The following is a 20,998-nucleotide window of genomic DNA, read 5'->3' on the forward strand; positions in this document are numbered from 1 at the left end:
AATTTGTGGATTACCAGCGGCAAAAATGGGCGACTCACTTGTTTGTGTTGGTCCGCCAGACAGTATTGTTAAAGGAAGTTCTAGCGTGCTTATCAGTAGTACACCTGCAGCTAGAATGGGGGATACAACAAGTCACGGAGGTTCAATCGTTGTTGGAGCACCCACAGTTCAAATTGGTGGTTAATTAGAAGATTAATAAGAGAGGGATCATTATGCAAATTACTTATACTCGCGGAGATGTCATTTCTCAAACAACCTTTACTCCTACTTCTGATCATAGAGGGCAAATTGAGGAATTAATTGGGCAAGGCGTAAAAGCGAAACAAAAGCTCAGTGATTTTATGCGTCGTCTTTCGAAAGAAGTTAATAATGAATCTGGGCAACCAATTAAATTTCAAAGTACAAGTGTTCCCATTAAAGGAAGAGCTAGAATTGCAGATAAATGTGGTATTGTTGATTGGGATAATCCCGCGAAAGATAAAAAAGGGAGTAATATAAAAGAACCTTTAATTGTTAAGGATATTGCTAGGGCAACAATTATATTTTCTACCATTGTGCAATTGGAAGCGGTAAGAGATTTTATTTATGAGCAAGACGAATACCGAAATTTAAAAGATAAACAATCTCCCGCGGTAAAAGATTTGTGGGGTGCTGGCGTTCATGATGTTTATAAAGATGTGAAATTCTTTTTAGAAGTTAATATTCAATGGGAAGGAAAAACAATACCTCATATAGTTGAATTACAACTTAATGTTGGTTCAATGGACAAAGGAAAGAAATACGAACATGCATTTTATAATATAAAGAGAAAAGCATTCCTTGGAGCAGAAAAGCAAATATTCATCTGGGATGATCCAAAATGCAAGATAACAATAAAAACCAAAGAGAAAGCAAAGATAGCGACTAAGCTAAGAACATCCTTAGTGAATTGTAAACAGTTAGCCAGTGGTAATAAAGAACAATTACTCGCCGTTAAAATATTAAGTAAAATGCTAGCAGATGATTTTAATTATAGTATGACTGATGCGAGTTATAAAAATACGGGCCCTGATATTACAATTAATGGTTATGAATATAAACATAAAAATGGAGATGGACCCGTTGATAAAAAAGGCCGTGCTTGGGCGATTAATTGTTTATCCAGGTTAGTTTGTGGTCGTTATACTGATTATCAACGTTTAGCAAAACGTAAATTTGTTCACTCTGATAATATTTTTGACGCTAAATAAGGGATTTATTTATGTTTGAATCTTTAATTTCCCCCATTTCAGACGACAACCCCGGTGGTGAATACTTAAAGGAGAATCGCTCTCTTTATCGACCCTATCGTAACGCCTTTAATATGGCTCTCTCTTCATTTCGTCAATTAGTCGAAACACCTGAGGCCAGTGAGGATGCTGAATTACAAGGACAAAACCGAGAAAACTGGCACCAATTGTCAGAGTTGTGTCAAAACTGTTTGCAGAACAATGCAAAAGATATTGAGATATTTTCTTGGTTTACAGTTAGTCAACTCTTCAGTGAGCAACCTTTAAATAACTTAAAAAAAGCATTTGAAACCCTAGATTATTATATCGACAATTATTGGGATACGTTACAGCCCTTACTTCCTGAAAACAAAAGGAAAGGCCAAACAGAAGATGAAATAAACAGTGAAATTGTCGACAACAGAGTACGACCTCTTTTACAACTTGTTGGTGATTCAGCTTCTAGTGGCTTATTGTTTATGCCCCTACAAATAATAGAGGTAATTCACAGTGTAAATTATGGTCAATATTATCAAGCACAAGCTAATAATACGCTTGAACAATTAAAAAACTCTGCAATACTCAATAATGAGAATAATCAGAGTGATATTGAAATAAATATAATTTTATTGAGTGAGATTTTATCGCTAGTTGAAAAAATAGAAACTGAGTTGGCGGTCAAGTGTCAAAATGCGAATGTAAATAAAATAAGTTTCCTTTTTCTAAAAGAGACCATTAATAATTTAATTAATTCAACACAGTTTTTGGTTGGTGATTTATTTAGTGTTTGGCCACTAGATAAAACTCAAGACGTGATTAGCGATAATAATAGTTCTGATGATCAAGGTAAGAGTCAAAACTCTATTTCTTATTCAGATGAAAAAATTGATATTAATATAAATACTCTAGAACAACAATCAGCAATGATTGCTCAAAACTCAAATCAAACTGAATTAGGCAATAGTACAGGTGACTTCGTTTCAAGTTCAATACAAAGTGTAAACTCAAGAGAACAGGCGTTTATTGAATTACAGAAAATTGCCGATTATTTTGAACAAACTGAACCGCATAGTCCGATTTATCTGTTATTAAAAAGAGCCATTCGATGGGGTGGAATGCCATTACCCGAACTATTACAAGAATTGATTGGTTCGAATAGCAATATTAACGAACGAGTAGAGAATTTAATCGGTTTAGAGAGTGCTAATTTTAATTCAGGTATTAGCACCGCTTCTCAACCGAAAATTACGCCAAAGGGAGCAGTTCCTATGGCGAATCCAAATTCAGAGGTGACGGTTTCTATGCCTGCATCGACGGATGAAACAGGACATTCAACAACTGAAAACAAGGCCGAGGTCAAAAGCTCGGAAGGATTATCAGATATTGAATGGTAATAGCATAGGGAAACTTATCGCTAAATATTTGATCGAAAATGAAGGATATTATTATGGCTTCTATTTTTATGCGTATTGACGGTTTGAACGATATTAAAGGCGCTGCAACAGTTGGTGATATCGGTGGTAAAAAGGGTTTCTTTGCTATAGACACAATGAGTTGGGGTGCAAATCGAGGCGTTAGTGTCGATGTAGGTAACTCGAACAATGCAGATAAAGGGATGGTTTCATTAGATCCAATTACTATCTCTCGAATCTCTGATGGCGCGTCACCTCATTTAACAACGTTCCTGTTTTCTCCTGGAGCAGATGGTAAAACGGTAGAAATTTTACTGACGAAACCGTCGAGAGATGGCGCAGGCGCAGAACCTTATCTCGTTGTGACATTAGAAAAAGCGAGACTTGCTGACTACACAGTGAGTGGGCATGAAGGAAGTCTACCTGCAGAAGATTTCTCGTTGACCTACACCACATTAACTATCGTTTACTATCAAGAGAATGACGCCGGTAAGATCGAGAAAGGTCAAACCGTTAAATATGATTGTACGACAGGAAAACTTGAGTCTAAAGCTTAAGTTGACTTTATAAAGGAGAGATAGAATGCCCTTAAATTCACAGCATAAACGTGTAAGTAAGAACCGCGTTAGTATCACTTATGATGTAGAGACTAACGGTGCGGTAGAGACCAAAGAGCTGCCTTTTGTTGTCGGGGTTATCGGTGATTTTTCAGCTCATAAGGAAGATCGCGAGGACCTTGAGGATCGAACATTTTATCAAATTGATAAAGATAATTTTGATACCGTTCTTAATCGTGTCGGCCCTGAACTAAAACTTAAAGTCGATAACACCTTAAGTGATGATGATAGTCAATTTGAAGCGGCACTCTCTTTCTCCTCTATGAAAGATTTCGAACCAGATTCATTAATTGAACAAGTTGAACCGCTTAAAAAGTTGGCTGAAACCAGACAACAATTGAAAACATTACTTTCTAAAGCAGATCGATCACGTGATTTAGAGAAGTTATTAAAAGAAGTGTTACAAAGTGCAGATCAGATTAATACCCTGTCCAGTGAATTGGGTATTAAAGAGGGAGGCGAAGAATCATGAGTGAAGAGTTAGAGAAGCAAACAGCCACCGAAGGTGAAGCTGCAACAGAGTCTGCCAGTCTATTAGATCGTGCCATTGAGGCAACCACTCAGACGCCTGCTGACACGACAAAAGAACTGTTTTCCGTATTAGCCGAGCAGGCCATGAGTGGTACAGTCACTTGGGATAAAAATGTCACAAAAACCATTGAGAACGCAATTGCAGAAATAGATAAGCAGATGTCATCTCAATTATCTGAAATCATGCAGCAAGATGATTTTCAACGTTTAGAAGGTTCTTGGCGCGGACTGAATAAGTTAGTGAAAGAGAGCGAAACTGGACAATCTTTAAAAATCAAACTAGTCGATTTTCGTAAAGATGAATTGTTAGATCAGTTTGAAGATGCCCCTGCTGTTGATAGAAGTCCATTGTTTGATGCGTTGTATCAGAAAGAGTTTGGCACGGCGGGTGGTGAACCGTATGGCGTTTTATTAGGGGATTATACTTTATCACATAAAGATGAAGATGTTGCTTTGATGCGTTATATGGGAGAAGTTGCTGCTGCTGGGCATTCGCCTTTCGTTGCAGCTGCAAATCCAGAAATGTTTGAGTTTAACTCGTTTGAAACATTCAATGAAGGAAAGCCCGTTGCTGCAGGGTTTGATTCACCGACATATGCTGCTTGGAATGCATTCAGAGAGAGTGATGATGCGCGCTATGTTGTCTTAACATTACCACAAACCCTTGCGCGTCTGCCTTATGGCGAGAAAGGACTAGCGACTGAATCTTTTGAATATGAAGAGTTATCAACGGATGTTGATGGAAACCCTAAACCAAAAGATAACTCTCAACTAGTTTGGTCTAATGCGGCGTTTGATTTAGGTTTAAAAATGACTCAAGCACATACCCAGTTTGGTTGGTGTACCGCGATTCGTGGTCTAGACAATGGGGGAAAGTTGAGAATTTACCGAATTTAACTTACAAATCGATTGCTGGTGATATTCAACAACAGTGTCCTACTGAAGTTAACCTAACGGATGAACGTGAAAAAGAGTTAAGTGATCTTGGTTTCTTACCCTTGGTGCACTATAAAAACTCCAACTATGGCGTTTTCATTGGTAGCCAAACAACCCAGAAACCTAAGACCTACACCGACCCTGACGCAACCAGTAATGCTGCCATTTCTGCTCGATTACCTTACATCATGGCCAGTAGTCGAATTGCCCACTACTTAAAAGTGATGGGGCGCGATATGTTAGGTTCCAATTTAGAAGCAAATGACGTTCAGAAACAACTACAAACTTGGATTGATGTATACACGAATTCAGGTGCAATTGGTAATGCCGAACGTTCAAAAACACCACTTTGTGAGTCACAAATTCAAGTGGTGGAGCAACCGGGTAAGCCAGGGGCTTATTCTGCAATTGCTCATTTACGTCCTTGGTTACAATTAGAGGAGTTAACTACATCTGTGCGAATGGTTGCTAAAATACCAGGATAAAGGGATGGTAATGGAATGGTGGAATTGGAATTTCAAGATAAAATCATCAAGCTTGATGGTAAAAAGCAGGATTTTTTAAAGCAAAGCTTAACGTTATTAGCTGAACTTGATCCCACCATTCTAGATAGTCGAGATGCACTCGTTCATCGCATTACATTGTTGATTGCTGAAATCGATAATCAAGTTTCTCAGCAACTATCGAAAATCCTTTTTCATCCTGAATTTTGTCAATTAGAATCAACATGGCGAGGAGTTGAATCTCTCACCTCTTTGCCTGTTAATTTTCAACGAATCCAAGTGAAAATTTTAGATTTAAGCTGGCAAGACCTCTCATATTCGTTAAATACAGCGATCTCCCTCAATAAAACACCCCTTTATAATCTTATAGGTAATAGAGAGTTAAATACCTCGGGTGGGCAACCTTTTGGTATGTTAGTTGTCGATCATCAGATCAGTAATGATCTTGATGATGATTTCGATGATCTTTATACCCTTGAGTTGTTAGCGCAACTTGGCGACCTTTGCTTAGCGCCTTTTATCCTTTCACCGAGTGATAATTTCTTCGGTGAGTCTGGTGCTGATTGGTATTCAGATTTAACCCGTGTTGAAAAGATCTTAAATGGACCTGAATTGGTTTCTTGGCAACGTCTGCGTAAATTAACTATCTCACGTTTTATCGGTTTAACCTTACCAAAAGTCGCTCTACGGCCGGCTTATTCCCTTTATGATGTGAAAAAAATCCGATATCAAAATGATGAAAAAAGAAATGCGTACTTGTGGGGAAGTGCGGCATTTCTTTTTGCATCTACCGCAATCCGAGAGTTTAATCGAATTGGCTGGTTTGGTTTTATGAAATCTCGCTGGCAGGATCAAAACTATGGTGCTGTTATTAATACGTCAAAAAAAATAATGGTTCATATTCGACCCAACAACCACAACCTGATATTAGAATGATCACGGAAATGGGAGCATTCTATTCTAATCAAGGCTTTATACCTCTTTGTCAAAGCACATTAACCGATAAATATTACTTTAAAGGAAATGCATCAATTAGTGCTAACCGAGGTAATAGTACGGATGATGTTATCGCTCAAATTCAAACAACTCTGATGGTGTGTCGTATTGCTCACTTTTTAAAAGTGAAGATTAGAACCATGCTGGGGAGCTTTAAATCTGCAGAAGAGTGCCAAGGTGTTTTGAATCGATGGATTGATGATTATTGCAGTAATTTAGTCAATGCAGATGAGAATATGATGGCTAAATACCCGTTAAATAAAGGACGAGTCATCGTTAAAGAGATACCAGGAAAACAGGGACAATTTAGTTGTGATTTATTAATTCAACCTCAGTATCAATATGATGCGGTTTGTGGCGAAGTACTACTTTCTACGGGTTTAAATAGTGATGAGTCTACCTTGTCCTCAGTAGGGGGGATCTAATGAATTTTGGTCAAGTATTCTTAAATCGTCAGGGGCAACAAAAACAAGAGACATTAGAGTCAATTCGTTATCAATTAACGGTATTACTTAACTCTGAAGCTCCAATGGTGACGATACCAACTCATTACACAGAAACATTATTATCTAATTTCTGCTTTGGTTTGGATAATTTACATACAATTAGCAGTCAAATTGATCATCAACTATTTGCTCGATCGATTGAACGGTTAGTGATGAAGTTTGAAAGTCGGCTATCGAGCGTTAGTGTCTTGGTTAAAGAATCTGATGGAGTTTCTAATTTGTTAGTTTTCTCACTCATGGCCAATGTCATTGTTGATGGCCAAGAGCATACCTTTTTATTTGATTCAAATATCTCGCTCTCGAACCATTTAGCAAAAATAGAGGGGCAGGAAATTGTCTGAACAGTTATTACGTTATTATGAAAGAGAGTTAACCTATGTACGCCGTTCACTGGAGAGTTTTGCTCTGCAGCATCCAAATGAGGCGGCTGATCTCGGGTTAAATCAAGGTTCACAAGAAGATCCTAATATTTCTCGCCTTATTGATGCAGTCGCTCTGTTAACGGCTAAAAGTGAGAAAAAGCTTGATGAGCAGTTTCCGACGGTATTAAAAAACTTATTTGATTTATTGTATCCGGGGTATTTACAGACAATCCCTAGTTATACCCCTTTTTGTCTAAACGTTGGGCTTGAAGATGAAGTGGCGGATGGATGCCAATTACCTAAAAAATCTGAACTTTCAACCCTAATTAATGATGTTGATATTTACTTTACGACCGTTGATAACTTAAACATTACCCCCTATCTTATTCGTCAAATTGACGCCAGTTCAGCACCATTTAATTTTTCTACTCCTACAGGATTAAATAATGCAGAGGCAGTGATACAAATTACGCTTGCCTTATCAGACAGTGAAGATAGTTTCTCTCTCCACAATAAGGTCCCTCATTTTGATTTTTATATTCAAGGTTTTGAAGGGAATTCAAAGGGATTGATAGATATTCTTCTATTGAATAACGTTGCAATCTCTTTAACCACAGAGCAGGGAGATAACATTGTTATCAACCAAAGTAGACTTCATTCTAGAGTCGCTGATAATGATTTTATCTGGCTTTCTGAATCTGGGAGTCAATTTCTTGGTTTTGACATATTACGGGATTTCTTTGCTTATCCGGATAAAGCGGCGTATTTAAGAATTGATGACCTAGGAAATGAATTGCAAAAGATAGCTGGCTCAGAAGTCACGTTAAATCTTTTTCTTTCTAAAATGCCTCCTGAGCTGTTAAGACTCTTTAATAATGATGTATTCCGACTCAATACCGTCGCTGGGCTAAATCAATATTCTGTTCATGCAGAACCGATACGTTATGATTTCACCCAATTGTCGACTGAAATTATTGCCGATCTGGATCAAAGTAAAGAATTGATGATTATTGATGTTTTAAGTGTAAAAGAGGTTTTACCGACTGGAGACAATGAGATATACCCGGTTTATCAAGGCGGTTTTTGGCACAATGATCAACAAGCTCAGTGGCAAACTATTCAAAGTTGGGATAGTTTTGGCCATCAACATACGGACATCACTTTAAGTTACCCAAATTTAAATCAAATAGAAAAAGAAGTGGTATTGAATATTGAAACGTCTGTGTGTAACGGACGATTACCTTGCCTGATCACCTCAGATGCTGAAATTGAATCTCACGTTTCCATAGATCTTCCAGGGACTTTGCAAGTATTAACCAATCCAACCCCCCTCAATATCCCGCATTAGATAATCACTTGAACTGGCGCTTTATGTCATTATTGAATGTTAACTTCAACGGCTTAATTGAAGCAAAAGACCCGAAAAAGACACTACAAGATACCATCAGGTTATGTAGCCATAGCGCGCAATGTTTACTTGCGGATGCGATTAGAAATGTCAGTTATCAACATCTCGTTGCCCCAATGACTATTCATGGTCGAACGATTCTCTCTTCGGGGATTAAAATAGAGTTGGTTATTGATGAGAGCCAGTTAGATCATGATTTTTCAGTGGTTAGTAGTTTAATGAATGCCTTTTTCCAACAATATTGTAGTTTCGACCGTTTTATTCAATTATCTGTCCAACGTTTTGGCAGTGAGCAAACTGATCTTCATTTTGAGCGTGTACATGGGAGTCAGTTATGTCTATGACCACTTCAAAGTCGAGCCAGATTAAGAGTCATGAACAGATAGCAGTTAATGAGACTAATTTAGCTTCATCGTCAGTTTCGTCAAAAGGTTTTTTAACCAAACAGCTTACTGATAACCCAGAAAAATTTGATTTTAGCCAAGCGGTTAGAATTTTAACATTATTAGCTAATCAACAAGATAAAAATTTAAGTTTAGTGCCAGAGTCAATGCCCGATGGTACGATTTATCAAGTAAGTCAATTTGACAATAATAATAGTAAAATGAAATTAACTGTCGGTTTAGAAGCACTTTCGGGCTGTCGAGGGATTATTCCTGACTATATCTACAATGAAATGTTAGTTCGTTTGCATCAAGATGAAGATGGACTACGGGACTTCTTGAATGTTTTTAATCAACGGTATCTAGAGCTTTTTTCTTCAGTAGAGTTAAAGCAAAATCTATTGCTAAAAAAAGAGAGTGAACACCGAGAGAAAAATAAATTCAAACAAACAGATACTTTTATCTCACTGTTTGGTTTAGCCACTGATGATCAATTTACCTCAGCGATTAGTTTAATACGTCATGGTTTAAATATTTCTAGCAAGAATCGAAGTTTAACAGGTTTAAAGCGTGTATTAACTGACTATTTTAAGCTGGATATTCAACTTAAGGTCAAATCGTCAAATACTTTTCGCCTCAGTCGTGAGTATCAAACACAATTAGGTCAATGTTTAGGTAAAAATAATCAATTAGGGCTAGGTGTGGTGTTAGGAAATCATGTTGAGCAGTATTATCAATCTATTGACGTTCTTATTTCTCCTAATTCAAAAAAGCAGTATCAACAATTACAAAATATTCGAAACCTCCGTCGGATGATGTTGGTTATTATCAATAAATATCTCAGAGACAGTGTTGACGTAAAACTCTATTTTTATGTTAAACGTGCTTTTATCGATCCCCCGCAACTTATTAATAATAAATGTGGTTTTTCATTAGGGGAAGCAAATTGTCTCGCACCAGAACGAAGAGCTGACATGTATAGGAAAGTAACGGTATAGAAAGTAACCGTATAGAGAAATAACGGCATATAAAATTATTAAGAAAACAAACCTTAACCAACAATGAAATAACAGCTTTCAAACCAGATTTTAAATATAACAGTCTAGGACGACCCTAATTTAAACAATGCATTTAGGATGATCATCCTTCAGCCGGAGAAGCGTTTATGAGCCAAATAAAGTTAGGAAATCTAGTTGGTAAACTATCTGTCCCTCTAAAGAATGGTTTAGAGGAAGCCGCAGGCGTTGCAATGAATCAAGGTGTTGCAACCATTGAGATAGAACACTGGATTGCTCAATTAATTTCGACCAAAGATGAAGATATTCTCGCATTCTGTACTCAACAGAAGATTAATAGTCAGCAATTTTTTCAAGAGTTACAAGGTCGAATTGAGCGCTTACCAAAAGGGGCAGCAGGACAACAACCAACCATCAGTAAAGCGCTAAGTGAATCGATTGAAAATGCTTGGTTACAAGCTTCAGTAAACTATGGTCAAGGGCAAATCACCAGCCTCCATCTGTTGTTGGTCTTATTACAAGAAGATAATTTTGGTGTTAAAAAACTAGTACTTGAAACCTTACAAAATGTCTCAATTGAAGCGCTCAGTGGACAGATCAGCCAGTTAAAAGTCGCTGCAGTTTCTCATGAATCCGGAAGTGGATCAGGGGCAACACAAGCACCAACGACAGGAGGGGGCGCTTTAGATAAATATACGACAAATTTAACTCAACAGGCTCGAGACGGTGGGATTGATCCCATATCTGGACGTAATAGTGAAGTGCGACAGGCTATCGATATTTTATGTCGAAAACGACAAAATAATCCCATCTTTGTTGGTGAGGCTGGTGTAGGTAAAACGGCCGTAGTAGAAGGTCTCGCCCTACGCATTGCTGCTGGAGAAGTACCAACGGCTATACAAGGAGTCGAAATTCACAGTTTAGATCTCGGTTTATTACAAGCAGGTGCCAGTATTAAAGGTGAGTTTGAAAATCGCTTAAAAGATGTCATTAATGAAGTTAAAAGTGCCGAAAAACCGATTATTGTCTTTATAGATGAAGCTCATACTCTTATTGGTGCTGGGGGAGCTGCTGGACAGAACGATGCAGCAAACCTTTTAAAACCTGCATTGGCGCGTGGTGAATTTAGATCCATCGCTGCAACAACCTGGGCTGAATATAAAAAGTATTTTGAAAAAGACCCTGCATTAACTCGCCGCTTCCAAGTGATTAAGATCGAAGAACCGAATGAGGAAGATGCACTGCAGATCTTGAGAGAGGTAGGTAAATCGTTGAGCCAACATCATGGTGTCTTTATTACCAAAGAAGCATTAGAAGCGGCCATCAGCCTTTCCGTTCGTTATCTTCCTGCCCGTCAACTACCTGATAAAGCGATAAGTTTATTAGATACTTCATGTGCTCGTGTTGCATTAACACAAGGTTCTAAACCAGAGCGTATCGAAGGACTTGAGCAGAAGATACGTTACCTAGAAAGTGAACTCTCTGCAATTGAAACTGAAGAAGAGATTTTAGTTTCAAATGTCTCTGATCATCAAGAATTGATTTCGACGATTGAAAAGCATAAAGCCGAATTACAACAGCAGAATGAGCGCTGGTTGCAAGAGAAGGATCTCGTTACGGAGATTAAAGCAGCCATTGCAGTATTGACTGAAGAAGAAACAAATAGTGATGACCGTCAGCAGAGTCAAAACTTAATTACCGAGAAACTTGAATTATTACAGAGTTTACAAGGTGAATACCCCATGGTTTTCCCAATCGTTGATGAAGAAGTGATTGCGACTGTGATTGAGTCTTGGACTGGGATCCCTGCGGGTAAAATGGTTAAAGACGAGATTGCTCAGCTACTCTCTCTTGAAGATACTTTACATCGTCGTGTTATTGGACAGAATCGTGCTATTAGTGAAATAGCAAAGAGTATTCGGATTTCTCGGGCAGGATTAACGGATAGTCGTAAACCTGTCGGTGTATTTTTAATGTGTGGTCCCAGCGGAGTTGGTAAAACTGAAACAGCAATGGCATTGGCTGATGATGTATTTGGTGGTGAAAATAATTTAACCGTTATCAATATGACTGAGTTTAAAGAAGAGCACAAAATCTCGATGTTGTTAGGCTCTCCTGCTGGTTATGTTGGTTTTGGTGAAGGTGGCGTATTAACAGAGGCGATTCGGCGTAACCCATATTGCGTGCTGCTTCTTGATGAAATGGAAAAAGCGCACACAGGTGTCCATGATCTTTTCTATCAAATTTTTGATAAAGGCCATATTAAAGATAGTGAAGGTCGTACTGTCGATTTCAAAAATACCATTATTATTATGACCTCAAATGCAGCTGATCAGGCAATTTGTGATATTTGTAGCCAAGAAGATGAGTTGATATCTAATGAAGTATTATTGGAAGAGATCCGTCCCGCTTTACAAGAATCTTTTAAACCGGCTTTCTTAGGACGTTCAACCATCATTCCATATTACCCATTAAGTCAGGATGATCTCGCTAAAATAGCCGTTATTAGTTTAAATCGTGTCGCGAAGAAGCTAATGGATCAATATCAGGCTACATTTAAATGGCAGGATGATTTTATTGAATTTATTTCATCTCGAAATAGTGACATGACGATTGGTGGCCGAGCTGTCGAGCAGATAATTAATCAGACATTAATGCCACAACTGGCCAATGAGTGTATTGAGCGCTTAAGTCATGGTGAGCCAATTACCGATGTTTCGGTTTCGATCGATAAAGTGAGCGGTAAGCTGTTATTAACGGTTAACTAGTGAGGGTATCTTGAGAAAAAAACGGCCTCAAATATTAAAATTACTAACTAAGTCTTTGGTGGCGATCTTGCTGACATCACTCAGCGGGATCGCTCATGGGGCGGTTAAACCAGAACGACTTATTTTAGCGACTCAACTCTGGTCGCCTTATCAAGTGATGAATCAACAAGGTGAGCTATCTGGAGCAACCGTTGAACTCACAAAATGTGCATTACGAGGCATGCAGCAACCTTATGAAATACATGTCATGTCTTGGGACCAAGCTCAGTTATGGGTACAAACCAATAAAGCGGATGGTTTTTTTGCAGGCGCAGCTAATTCACAACGTGCAACTTATGCTACCGCCTCAGAGCCGATTATCAGTGAACATTTAGCTTGGTTTATTTCCCCCAATTTGCATAAAGATGTAACAGATGAAACAAGTAAGTATATTTTGAGATATGGTGCTAAATTTAATACGAGTAAGTGGATATATTTAAAGCGGAATAATTATAACGTGATTAAAAAACCACGGGATGCTGATGCACTATTACAGATGCTTTGGCAAGGCGATATCGATGTTGCTTATGAATATGAAATGGTCTTTAAAGATTCAATGGAAAAAGCGGGGATTCCGGATAACTACTTTTCCAAAGAGCGAATCAAAAAGCAGGAGCTCAGGGCTCACTTTTCTAATACTTTCTTGGCAAAGCATCCTACTTTTTTAGATAACTTTAATCTTTCATTAAAGATTTGTAAGCAACACCAGTAAAGGAGTCACGACTATTTATGACAATTAGCTTTCAATTAATTGAGATTCCAGAAAGTGAACAAGTCTTAGCTCGCCAAGTTACTCTCCCTGAAAATGGAGGGACATTAGGCCGAGGGTTTGATTGTGACATTCAATTGCCTGATTTTAGTAAGCATGTTTCACGTGTGCATGCAGAAATTTCCCTAATCAACAAGGCAGTTATCAGGTTTTAGATAAAAGCCAAAATGGGTTAGCAATCAACGGAGAGATGTTAGGCCGTGGAGCGAGTCAAAAAATTAACGATGGTGATTTAATTAGCATTGGTGAATATCGTTTATTGGTTAGTGATCTCGCTTCTGTTGAACGCTCTGATAAGCAACCAGTGAATAATAAAGAGAATGTCGATGAACAAGAGGCGTCTATCTTTTCTTTAGATCTAAATAATAATCAGGAGATTTTTGAAATTAAAATGTCAGGAGATGAGTTATATCAAGCGGAAGCGATTTTAAAAAAAGAACATCAAGCAGAAGAAAAAAAATGAAGAATTTCTCTGCAGAGAATGTGTTTGAAGAAGATCTCTTTGATTATGATCCTTTTGAATCTAATGACGACTACACCATGGATGACTCTTTCCAACAACAAACGGCTACAAAAGAGCCGCTTTTACAGGAGCCCGAAGTGATTGAAATAGAGACACCCAATCGACAAGTGGCGACAAAAGACTTTGAGTCGAATGAATCTCTTCAACAGAGTATAGAACGTTTAAATTTAGTCATTGATCAACAGCAGAATATACTCTCAAGTGGTATTGATCATCAGCACCTAATGCGCTCAATAGAAGTAACACTTGATAAGTTTCTAATGGATCTTGATCCAGAGCAGTTAGAGAAAGAATATAACGATTATATCGTTGGCTGGGGAAATAAAGATAAAAAATATTGGTCTCTTTATAAGAAACAATTTGCAAGAAAAGTTGAGAGAAGAGAGTTTTATCGTCAATTTACCGCTATGCTTTTAGAAGAGTTATTAATAAAGCGGTGAGGTATATGAATTTATTTAAAAGATCGCTATTTATTCCTCTACTTATCATGTTGGCAAGTTGTAGTAGTAGTGATAAAGAAAGTAATTTTGAAGAGACGGCAAGCTATACATTTAAAATAGATGCAGCAACAGCGATGAATCTATTTTCTGATGGTAAATCAAGACCCGTTATTGTTCGAGTTTATCAACTTTCAAAAATAGAGAACTTTAAAAATGCTAATTTTATGGCACTGTATCAAAATGACCAACAAGCACTAGGTGATACACTTTTAGCTAAACAAGTATTAAAACCCGTTACTCCCGGAGAACAGCGAGAGTTAACGCTTAATTTACCGATTAAAACACAGTATCTCGCTATTTTTGTTGAGTTTTCACAGTATATTCATGCAACATCTAAAGCATCGGTCGCTTTAAATGAAGAATCTGAAGATATGAATATGATTATTACATTATATAAAGATCGCGTTAAATTAGAACAAGTAGAAGAGAAGTCGTGGTGGAATATATTTTAAGGAGTAATACTTTTTGAAATCACAAAATAGAGTGGTTTGGGGCGAAGGAATGTTTATCTCTCCTCAACACTTCCAACAACAAGATAGATATTTAACTCAACACATTCAAAAGTACACATCAATGGTTGCTGAAGGTGTTATTTATGGGGCCGCAACATTAGAGTTTGAACTTAATTATCTTAAATTAGGCAAATTAAGCGTGGTTAATTGCAGTGGGATTTTTGCTGATTGCTCTCTATTTTCATCGTCTAATGAGTTGATTATTGATATTCCACAAGGGACGATTAATAAAGTTGTCTATTTAGCCTTACCGCTTTATATCGAAGGTGGAAATCAATATGGGGATCAACAAGATCATCGACGCTATTACACAACCCAAACTCAAATATTTGATAGTAATGATGCAACAAAAAGTGCGATTGATGTTGATTTAGCACAATCGAACGTTCGTCTTCTATTAGAAGGGGAAGAGAGTTCGGGTTTAACATTGATTCCCATTGCTAAAGTATTAGAACTTAAAGAAGATGGATTATTGATCTTAGATCGTAGTTTCATTCCTAGTAGTATTCATTTAGCCGCAGCCTCTATTTTAAAAGATCGAATAAAAGAGCTGTTAATCTTAACTCAAGCTCGTTCTAATGAAGTGGTTCAACGGATAAGTGTTGGCCAGCAATCAAAGAGTGATTTAAGTTTAATGCGTGAATATTTATGGTTACAAGTTCTTAATCGTTGGATTCCACTATTAAGTCAAATTATTCAACAGCCTACCACACGTATTGATAAAATATATCAACAGTTAACTTTATTCAGTTCTGAATTGAACAGTTTAATCCCTCAAGTGTCTGAACCGATGAAGCCATTAATTTTGGATGATCTTCAACAATCATTTTCCCCACTATTCTCCTCATTACGAGACAAACTTTCTATAGTCGAGAGTGATAAAGTGATCGAGTTAGATTGGGATAGTGCTTTATTTGAAAAAAGGCGCTTACTTCGTCTCTCTATTCCTAATTTACATCAAATGGCGGGCAAGCGTTTAGTGTTATCAGTGACATCAACTGTTGGGTCAAATGACATTATTTCACTATTTCCTAAAGTTTCAACATTAAGTGGCTTGAGTCAAATCGCCGATCTTGTTCGTAATGCTCAATCTGGTGTTGAAATTAACCCATTGCCAATTGCACCAAATGAACTGATAGCTAAGGCAGATACGTCCTACTTCGAGGTTGATACTACTCACCCTTATTGGTTAGCACTTATAGAAAGACGTGAACCTATTGCACTTCATGTTGACAGTCGAATCAGTCAATTATCTGTGAAACTCTACTTATTAGGATAAGCGGATGAGTGATATTTTCGATGATGATACAGTAACAATATTATCTAAACCATCGGGGGAGACTGAGGATGGTTCAGGTACGGTAACTTTAGAGAACCTTAATTTAATAAAAAATATTACGCGTTATCAACTCTCTTTGCAGAAAGGTTTACCTTTTAATAATGAGTTGGTCTCTGCAAGTTCTGAGTTATTAGCGCTGTCGATTTCGATCAAGAATATCGCTTGTCTTGATGATACCATCAACTTTCGTCGTCAGTTAAAACTGAAAATGACAGAAGTAAAGTATCGTGTTGCTAAGCTCGATTATCCTGCTCCTGTTGCGGATAAGCTTTGTTTTATTTATGCCGTAATGATTGATGAGCAAATTATTCACACTGATTGGGGGAAAGAGTTGGATGGGAGAATCAAACTCTAGTTAGTGAACTCTTTGGTATTAAAAATGGAGGGGAGCAATTTTTTATTGTTGCTGAACGCGCGTTGATGCAACCGGTATTATTGGCAGATTTACTCGAGATTATTTATATTTTACTTCGTGTCGGTTTTAAAGGGCGTTATCGTCAAGACCACAAGGATGAACTATTACTAATTACCCAAAAGATTGAAGAGACGATTTTTAGTCAAGAAAGAAAATTTCAATTGGATCAACGTATCGACATGTTGGTTAATAATCAAGAAATGGCTATTAAAAAATCAACACCTATATCACCCATTAAACCTTTTCAATATTTGGCATGGTCTCTATTCTTTATTGTTGTTGGTTGGTTAGCTGTGGATTATTATTACCAAGGTATTATTAACAAGCATGCTAAGCCTTTTGTCAATCTTGATGATTTTACGGATAAATATTATAAAAATAGTAGAGAGGGTGATGAGTTACGCTATGTCTTTACCAGTAAAGCGGATGATATTAAACCTTACTCTTATCAAAAAAATATTTTTTCAAATAAACAAACCATAACCAATAAAATTACAGCGTCTAATGACCAGGTAGCAACAAATAAACGGATCTCGTCGTCAAATCAAGTATGGGAAATTCAATTAGCCACACTTGAAACTATGCAAAAAGCACAAAAAGTTGTTCGTCGTTTACCGTCAACTATGTCTGATATAGAGATTATTAAAGTAGGCGAGAGCTTTGTCATTTATCGTTCTGTCACCAGTTTGCAAGATGCGCAAACAACGCTTAAACAAGTCAAGAGGTATGGAATCCCTGATGCCTTCATCTATCGTGTGATTAACAAGGAGAGCAAAGAATGAAAAATAAAAAAGCATTAGGTTATTCTCTTGTCATTTCTCTCATTATTGTGGCTATTATTACTGGCTTATTCTTTTTCTTCGGCTTGATAACATTTAGGCCTTTGATGGCGTTAGTTGTTGAATTTATTGTTATCGTTATCTCTTTTATTTTAATTGCTTGGTTAAGTTATTCTTTGTTTACTCGAAAAAGAGTGGATAAAGCGAGTGAAGAATATAAGCAAGTTCAACTTTTTCAACGAGTGATGGAGAGTTATTTCGCTCTACTTTGGGATAGAAATCGAGAACTTCAAAAAAACCCTTATCAAACCCCTTTTATATTCACCTTTCAACTCATCACCAATATGACGATCAGCTGTTTCGTCAAATGGATTTTGAATTGATTGAACTTTCTGAATCTATACCTGTTAATTTAGATTTAGCTCACTTTTGGGCATCAAAATCAGCGATTGTTATTTCTTTAAATATCAAACAACCTGAAGAGAAATTAAAGCAGTATATCAATGCTTTTTTTAAAGAATTATTGATTAAACGTTCTAGACAGCCTTTAAATGGTGTTCTTTGTTCAATTAACTTATCCGATTTGGTAAATAATAGCCCAGATGCAGTTAATGAATTAAGTAAGAGTTACCGTTCTGTTTTAGCTGAATTTAATTCTCGTTCCGGTGTGATCATTCCAACTTATTCTTTGTTCACTAATATGGCTGCAATTAAGGATTTTTGTGAATTATTTTCCAGTTTAGATGAAACACAACGTGACCAACCTTATGGTGCACTTAAGCCATTAACTGATGAAATTAGTTACAATAAAGCTTGGTTTGATGACTCCTATGATCAATTATTAAATCGCTTGTCAATGACAACAAGTGAAGTCTTACGCCAACAATTAAACCAAGAATATCGTAGTGCTTCGTTATCTGGCGTTTTTCAATTATCTGCGCTTCGTTATGATTTAGAAGACTTTTTATCTCTTACCTTTAATCAGCACCGTTATGATGAAGTTACTTTACATTTCAGAGGATACTTTTTTTTAAATACAGGTGGTGACGTACCGAGTCAAGATTTGTTAAAAAATATTAATGCTTCATTACTAGGCTGCAAAAAGATAGAGCAACAAGTGGTAACTAGTCACTCTGTGAGTCTATTTACTAAGCACCTATTTAATAAGTTAATCGTTAATGAATTCCAACTTGTCGGTGTAAATCGCAAAAAAGAGCTAAAATTTCGTAGTTATAAATTTTTGTTTTTTACTGGATTAGTCAGTTTTTTTGTCTGTTTAGCGCTGCTATTTAAAGTTAATTACGATTATCAACAGAATATGGATAGTCGGGCATTAGCTAGTTTAGAGAAGTATAAAATCAATTTACAAAGTAATAAAATAAATCCAGATGACCTTTCGTCACCAGTTTTTAGTTTATATGAATTGAGAGAGATAAAAGATTATTATCATCCCAACAATCACCCGTGGTATATCGTTAATTTTATACCTAATTCAAGTATTCAAGATCAAGTTGAGGCGACTTACTACCATGAACTTAGCCACGTATTACTTATTTTAATGCGTGATTATCTATTGAAAGATATGTTTGTCTATCAGGCACTTGACGACAAAGTCAAAACATTGGAATTATTAAATTATCACCAAATTCTCTATAGTTCTAAAAGGAAAAATATTGATTCTTTGGTGAATTACTACGTCCATTCCCTACAGGAAGAAGGCGAGGGAGATTTGCCTTTAATTGAGCGATTTAAATTACTCGCCTATGATTTATTATCTCAAGGCTTTATACCTCCAGAGTCTGATAAAGAGTTACTTAATTTAGTTCGTTCATCGTTGTCACCTGATGATGTTAGTGAACTTTTGTATCAACACATATATCAGCATCAACAATTTGCTCATCGAGTTGATATCCGTCGTCAGCTTTCACCAAGTTATAAACAAGTATTAAGCTTTAAAAAAGGATTTAGTGGGTATTTAATTCCTTATCTATTTACGAAAGAAGGATTTGAAGACTTATATAACCAGACAGGTTTATTATTAGCAACCGAAGCAACTCAAGAGTATGAAGGTGTGATGGGACGGATTCGGGGTGAGGCAGAACTTAACCGAATTAATCGTCAATTAAGAGAACGTTATATTAATGATTATATTCGTTATTGGAAAGCGTTATTAAATAATGTGGAATGGAAAGTGACAGATAATTGGGGAGGTATTACCAATCAATTAGATGTGGTTTCTGATCCACTATTTTCACCCATTACCGAGTTTTATCAATTAGTGGCAGATAATACAAAATTGGACGTATTCGTTCAGACTGATACGACTAAACAAGATAAAAGCCAATCTAATCCAACAGGAAAAAACAGTATTGCTAATCAGAATAGTAAGAAAGCTGATAAAACTCCGCCTGCTCAAAATGATAAGTTTGTTCGTGTAATGCAATCGATCTCAGCCCCTTTTAATGCTATCCACAAATTAGTTGAGGTTAAAAAGTCTGGTCAGACAGATTTAAATTTAGCCATCAAACAGATGAAAGAGACCAGTGATTGGGTAAAAAAATCAAAAACTACTGCTTATCGTGGAGATTATTTTTTAACTCAACTTCATAATCAAGATAGTAGTAATCCATTGGCAAGGCTTTATGACCTTGCTGATAGTTATCAGGTAGTGTTTTTATCTTCAGTATTGAGAGATTATTCTACGACATTAAATCGCTTGGCTATTGAAGAGGTTAGAGATGTGATAAATAATGATTGGATGCCGCTATATGATTTTTATTTACAGAATTTCAATAATAAATACCCCTTTAACGCGACAGCTAAGTTTGATGCAAACTTAGATAGTTTTGAACTATTCTTCAAATCAAAAGGAATGTTCGATCTTTTTGTTATTAAGTATCAAGGCTTCTATTCTCAAACTGGGATTTCTGGTACCCAGTTGAACTCATTTATACCAAATAAAACATTCCCGTTAAATATTCGTTATTACCCATTAATCACCGCGGTAGCCAAAATCCAACAAGAACTTTTCATCGATAATGAACTCGCATTTGATTTTCTTATTCAAGCAAAGAAAATGTCGCCGTCACTTGTTCAGTTTTCAGTTGATGGTGAACAACGACTTTTTGAATATCAAAATGGACCTTCTTTATGGAAAAAACAACATTGGCCCATTGTTAGTAATCAAATGCAAGATTTAACCTTGACCATTATTGATGATCAAGGAACCGTAACAAAACAAGTGTTAACGGGGCATTGGAGTTGGTTTAAATTAGCAAGTCTTTGTAATAGTGCTTCTATACCGGGAGTGAATGAATTAGATTGGCGTTGTCGGTTTAATGAGAAATATGTCGATCTTATTTTGCAGTTGAATAATGGAAAGAAACTGTTTACAGAGCAGGGCTTTATCAATATCAACCTTCCTGAAAATTTATAAT

Annotated in this window: 18 protein-coding genes and 3 pseudogenes; all 21 read left to right on the forward strand. The window is 36.7% G+C overall.

Annotated features, from left to right (window positions below; genetic code table 11):
* Window positions 1-184, forward strand: a 184-nt coding sequence (locus L0B53_RS00005; RefSeq protein ID WP_409202785.1) for a PAAR domain-containing protein, incomplete at its 5' end; no start/stop codon positions are given.
* A gap of 28 nt (window positions 185-212) precedes the next feature.
* Complete coding sequence (locus tag L0B53_RS00010; RefSeq protein ID WP_235059270.1) at window positions 213-1,229, forward strand: hypothetical protein; 1,017 nt, start codon at window positions 213-215, stop codon at window positions 1,227-1,229.
* A gap of 11 nt (window positions 1,230-1,240) precedes the next feature.
* Complete coding sequence (locus L0B53_RS00015; protein ID WP_235059271.1) at window positions 1,241-2,641, forward strand: ImpA family type VI secretion system protein; 1,401 nt, start codon at window positions 1,241-1,243, stop codon at window positions 2,639-2,641.
* Between the two features lie 53 nt (window positions 2,642-2,694).
* Entirely contained in the window at window positions 2,695-3,216 is a 522-nt protein-coding gene (locus L0B53_RS00020; RefSeq protein ID WP_235059272.1) for a type VI secretion system tube protein Hcp, read from the forward strand.
* Between the two features lie 25 nt (window positions 3,217-3,241).
* Entirely contained in the window at window positions 3,242-3,748 is a 507-nt protein-coding gene (tssB, locus tag L0B53_RS00025; protein ID WP_235059273.1) for a type VI secretion system contractile sheath small subunit, read from the forward strand.
* Window positions 3,745-5,228 (forward strand): annotated as a pseudogene (gene tssC, locus L0B53_RS00030) (type VI secretion system contractile sheath large subunit). The gene tssB and the pseudogene tssC overlap by 4 nt, the downstream one beginning before the upstream one ends.
* A 15-nt stretch (window positions 5,229-5,243) precedes the next feature.
* The gene (locus tag L0B53_RS00035) at window positions 5,244-6,182 is read left to right on the forward strand and encodes a type VI secretion system contractile sheath domain-containing protein (protein WP_235059274.1); all 939 of its coding nucleotides are present in this window, start codon (window positions 5,244-5,246) and stop codon (window positions 6,180-6,182) included.
* Between the two features lie 8 nt (window positions 6,183-6,190).
* Entirely contained in the window at window positions 6,191-6,667 is a 477-nt protein-coding gene (locus L0B53_RS00040; RefSeq protein ID WP_235059275.1) for a type VI secretion system contractile sheath large subunit, read from the forward strand.
* Window positions 6,667-7,089 carry a type VI secretion system baseplate subunit TssE gene (tssE, locus tag L0B53_RS00045; RefSeq protein ID WP_235059276.1) on the forward strand — a complete coding sequence of 141 codons (423 nt, stop codon included), beginning with the start codon at window positions 6,667-6,669 and terminating at the stop codon, window positions 7,087-7,089. Before L0B53_RS00040 ends, tssE begins: the two co-directional genes overlap by 1 nt.
* Window positions 7,082-8,862, forward strand: a pseudogene (tssF, locus tag L0B53_RS00050) (type VI secretion system baseplate subunit TssF). The gene tssE and the pseudogene tssF overlap by 8 nt, the downstream one beginning before the upstream one ends.
* Window positions 8,853-9,899: a type VI secretion system baseplate subunit TssG gene (locus tag L0B53_RS00055; protein ID WP_235059277.1), complete on the forward strand. Its 1,047-nt coding sequence runs from the start codon at window positions 8,853-8,855 to the stop codon at window positions 9,897-9,899. The pseudogene tssF and the gene L0B53_RS00055 overlap by 10 nt, the downstream one beginning before the upstream one ends.
* A gap of 167 nt (window positions 9,900-10,066) precedes the next feature.
* A complete protein-coding gene (gene tssH / locus L0B53_RS00060; protein ID WP_235059278.1) occupies window positions 10,067-12,685 on the forward strand; it encodes a type VI secretion system ATPase TssH in 2,619 nt (872 codons plus the stop codon).
* 58 nt (window positions 12,686-12,743) lie between these two features.
* A complete protein-coding gene (locus L0B53_RS00065) occupies window positions 12,744-13,436 on the forward strand; it encodes a substrate-binding periplasmic protein (RefSeq protein ID WP_409202798.1) in 693 nt (230 codons plus the stop codon).
* 17 nt (window positions 13,437-13,453) lie between these two features.
* Entirely contained in the window at window positions 13,454-13,648 is a 195-nt protein-coding gene (locus tag L0B53_RS00070) for an FHA domain-containing protein (protein WP_235059280.1), read from the forward strand.
* A 23-nt stretch (window positions 13,649-13,671) separates the two neighbouring features.
* Window positions 13,672-13,956 (forward strand): hypothetical protein, encoded by a 285-nt coding sequence (locus L0B53_RS00075; protein ID WP_409202799.1) that lies wholly within the window; start codon window positions 13,672-13,674, stop codon window positions 13,954-13,956.
* The gene (locus L0B53_RS00080) at window positions 13,953-14,456 is read left to right on the forward strand and encodes a type VI secretion system-associated FHA domain protein (protein WP_235059282.1); all 504 of its coding nucleotides are present in this window, start codon (window positions 13,953-13,955) and stop codon (window positions 14,454-14,456) included. Before L0B53_RS00075 ends, L0B53_RS00080 begins: the two co-directional genes overlap by 4 nt.
* A gap of 5 nt (window positions 14,457-14,461) precedes the next feature.
* Window positions 14,462-14,968: a type VI secretion system lipoprotein TssJ gene (gene tssJ / locus L0B53_RS00085; RefSeq protein WP_235059283.1), complete on the forward strand. Its 507-nt coding sequence runs from the start codon at window positions 14,462-14,464 to the stop codon at window positions 14,966-14,968.
* A 13-nt stretch (window positions 14,969-14,981) separates the two neighbouring features.
* Window positions 14,982-16,307 (forward strand): type VI secretion system baseplate subunit TssK, encoded by a 1,326-nt coding sequence (gene tssK / locus L0B53_RS00090; RefSeq protein WP_235059284.1) that lies wholly within the window; start codon window positions 14,982-14,984, stop codon window positions 16,305-16,307.
* A gap of 4 nt (window positions 16,308-16,311) precedes the next feature.
* Window positions 16,312-17,564 (forward strand): annotated as a pseudogene (gene icmH / locus L0B53_RS00095) (type IVB secretion system protein IcmH/DotU).
* Window positions 17,561-17,944, forward strand: coding sequence for a hypothetical protein (locus L0B53_RS00100; protein ID WP_235059285.1), 384 nt, complete (start codon window positions 17,561-17,563; stop codon window positions 17,942-17,944). Before icmH ends, L0B53_RS00100 begins: the two are co-directional and overlap by 4 nt.
* Complete coding sequence (locus L0B53_RS00105; RefSeq protein WP_235059286.1) at window positions 17,929-20,997, forward strand: type VI secretion protein IcmF/TssM N-terminal domain-containing protein; 3,069 nt, start codon at window positions 17,929-17,931, stop codon at window positions 20,995-20,997. The genes L0B53_RS00100 and L0B53_RS00105 overlap by 16 nt, the downstream gene beginning before the upstream one ends.
* Window position 20,998 lies beyond the last annotated feature (1 nt).

It is taken from the genome of Vibrio sp. SS-MA-C1-2, from assembly GCF_021513135.1.
GTDB lineage: Bacteria > Pseudomonadota > Gammaproteobacteria > Enterobacterales > Vibrionaceae.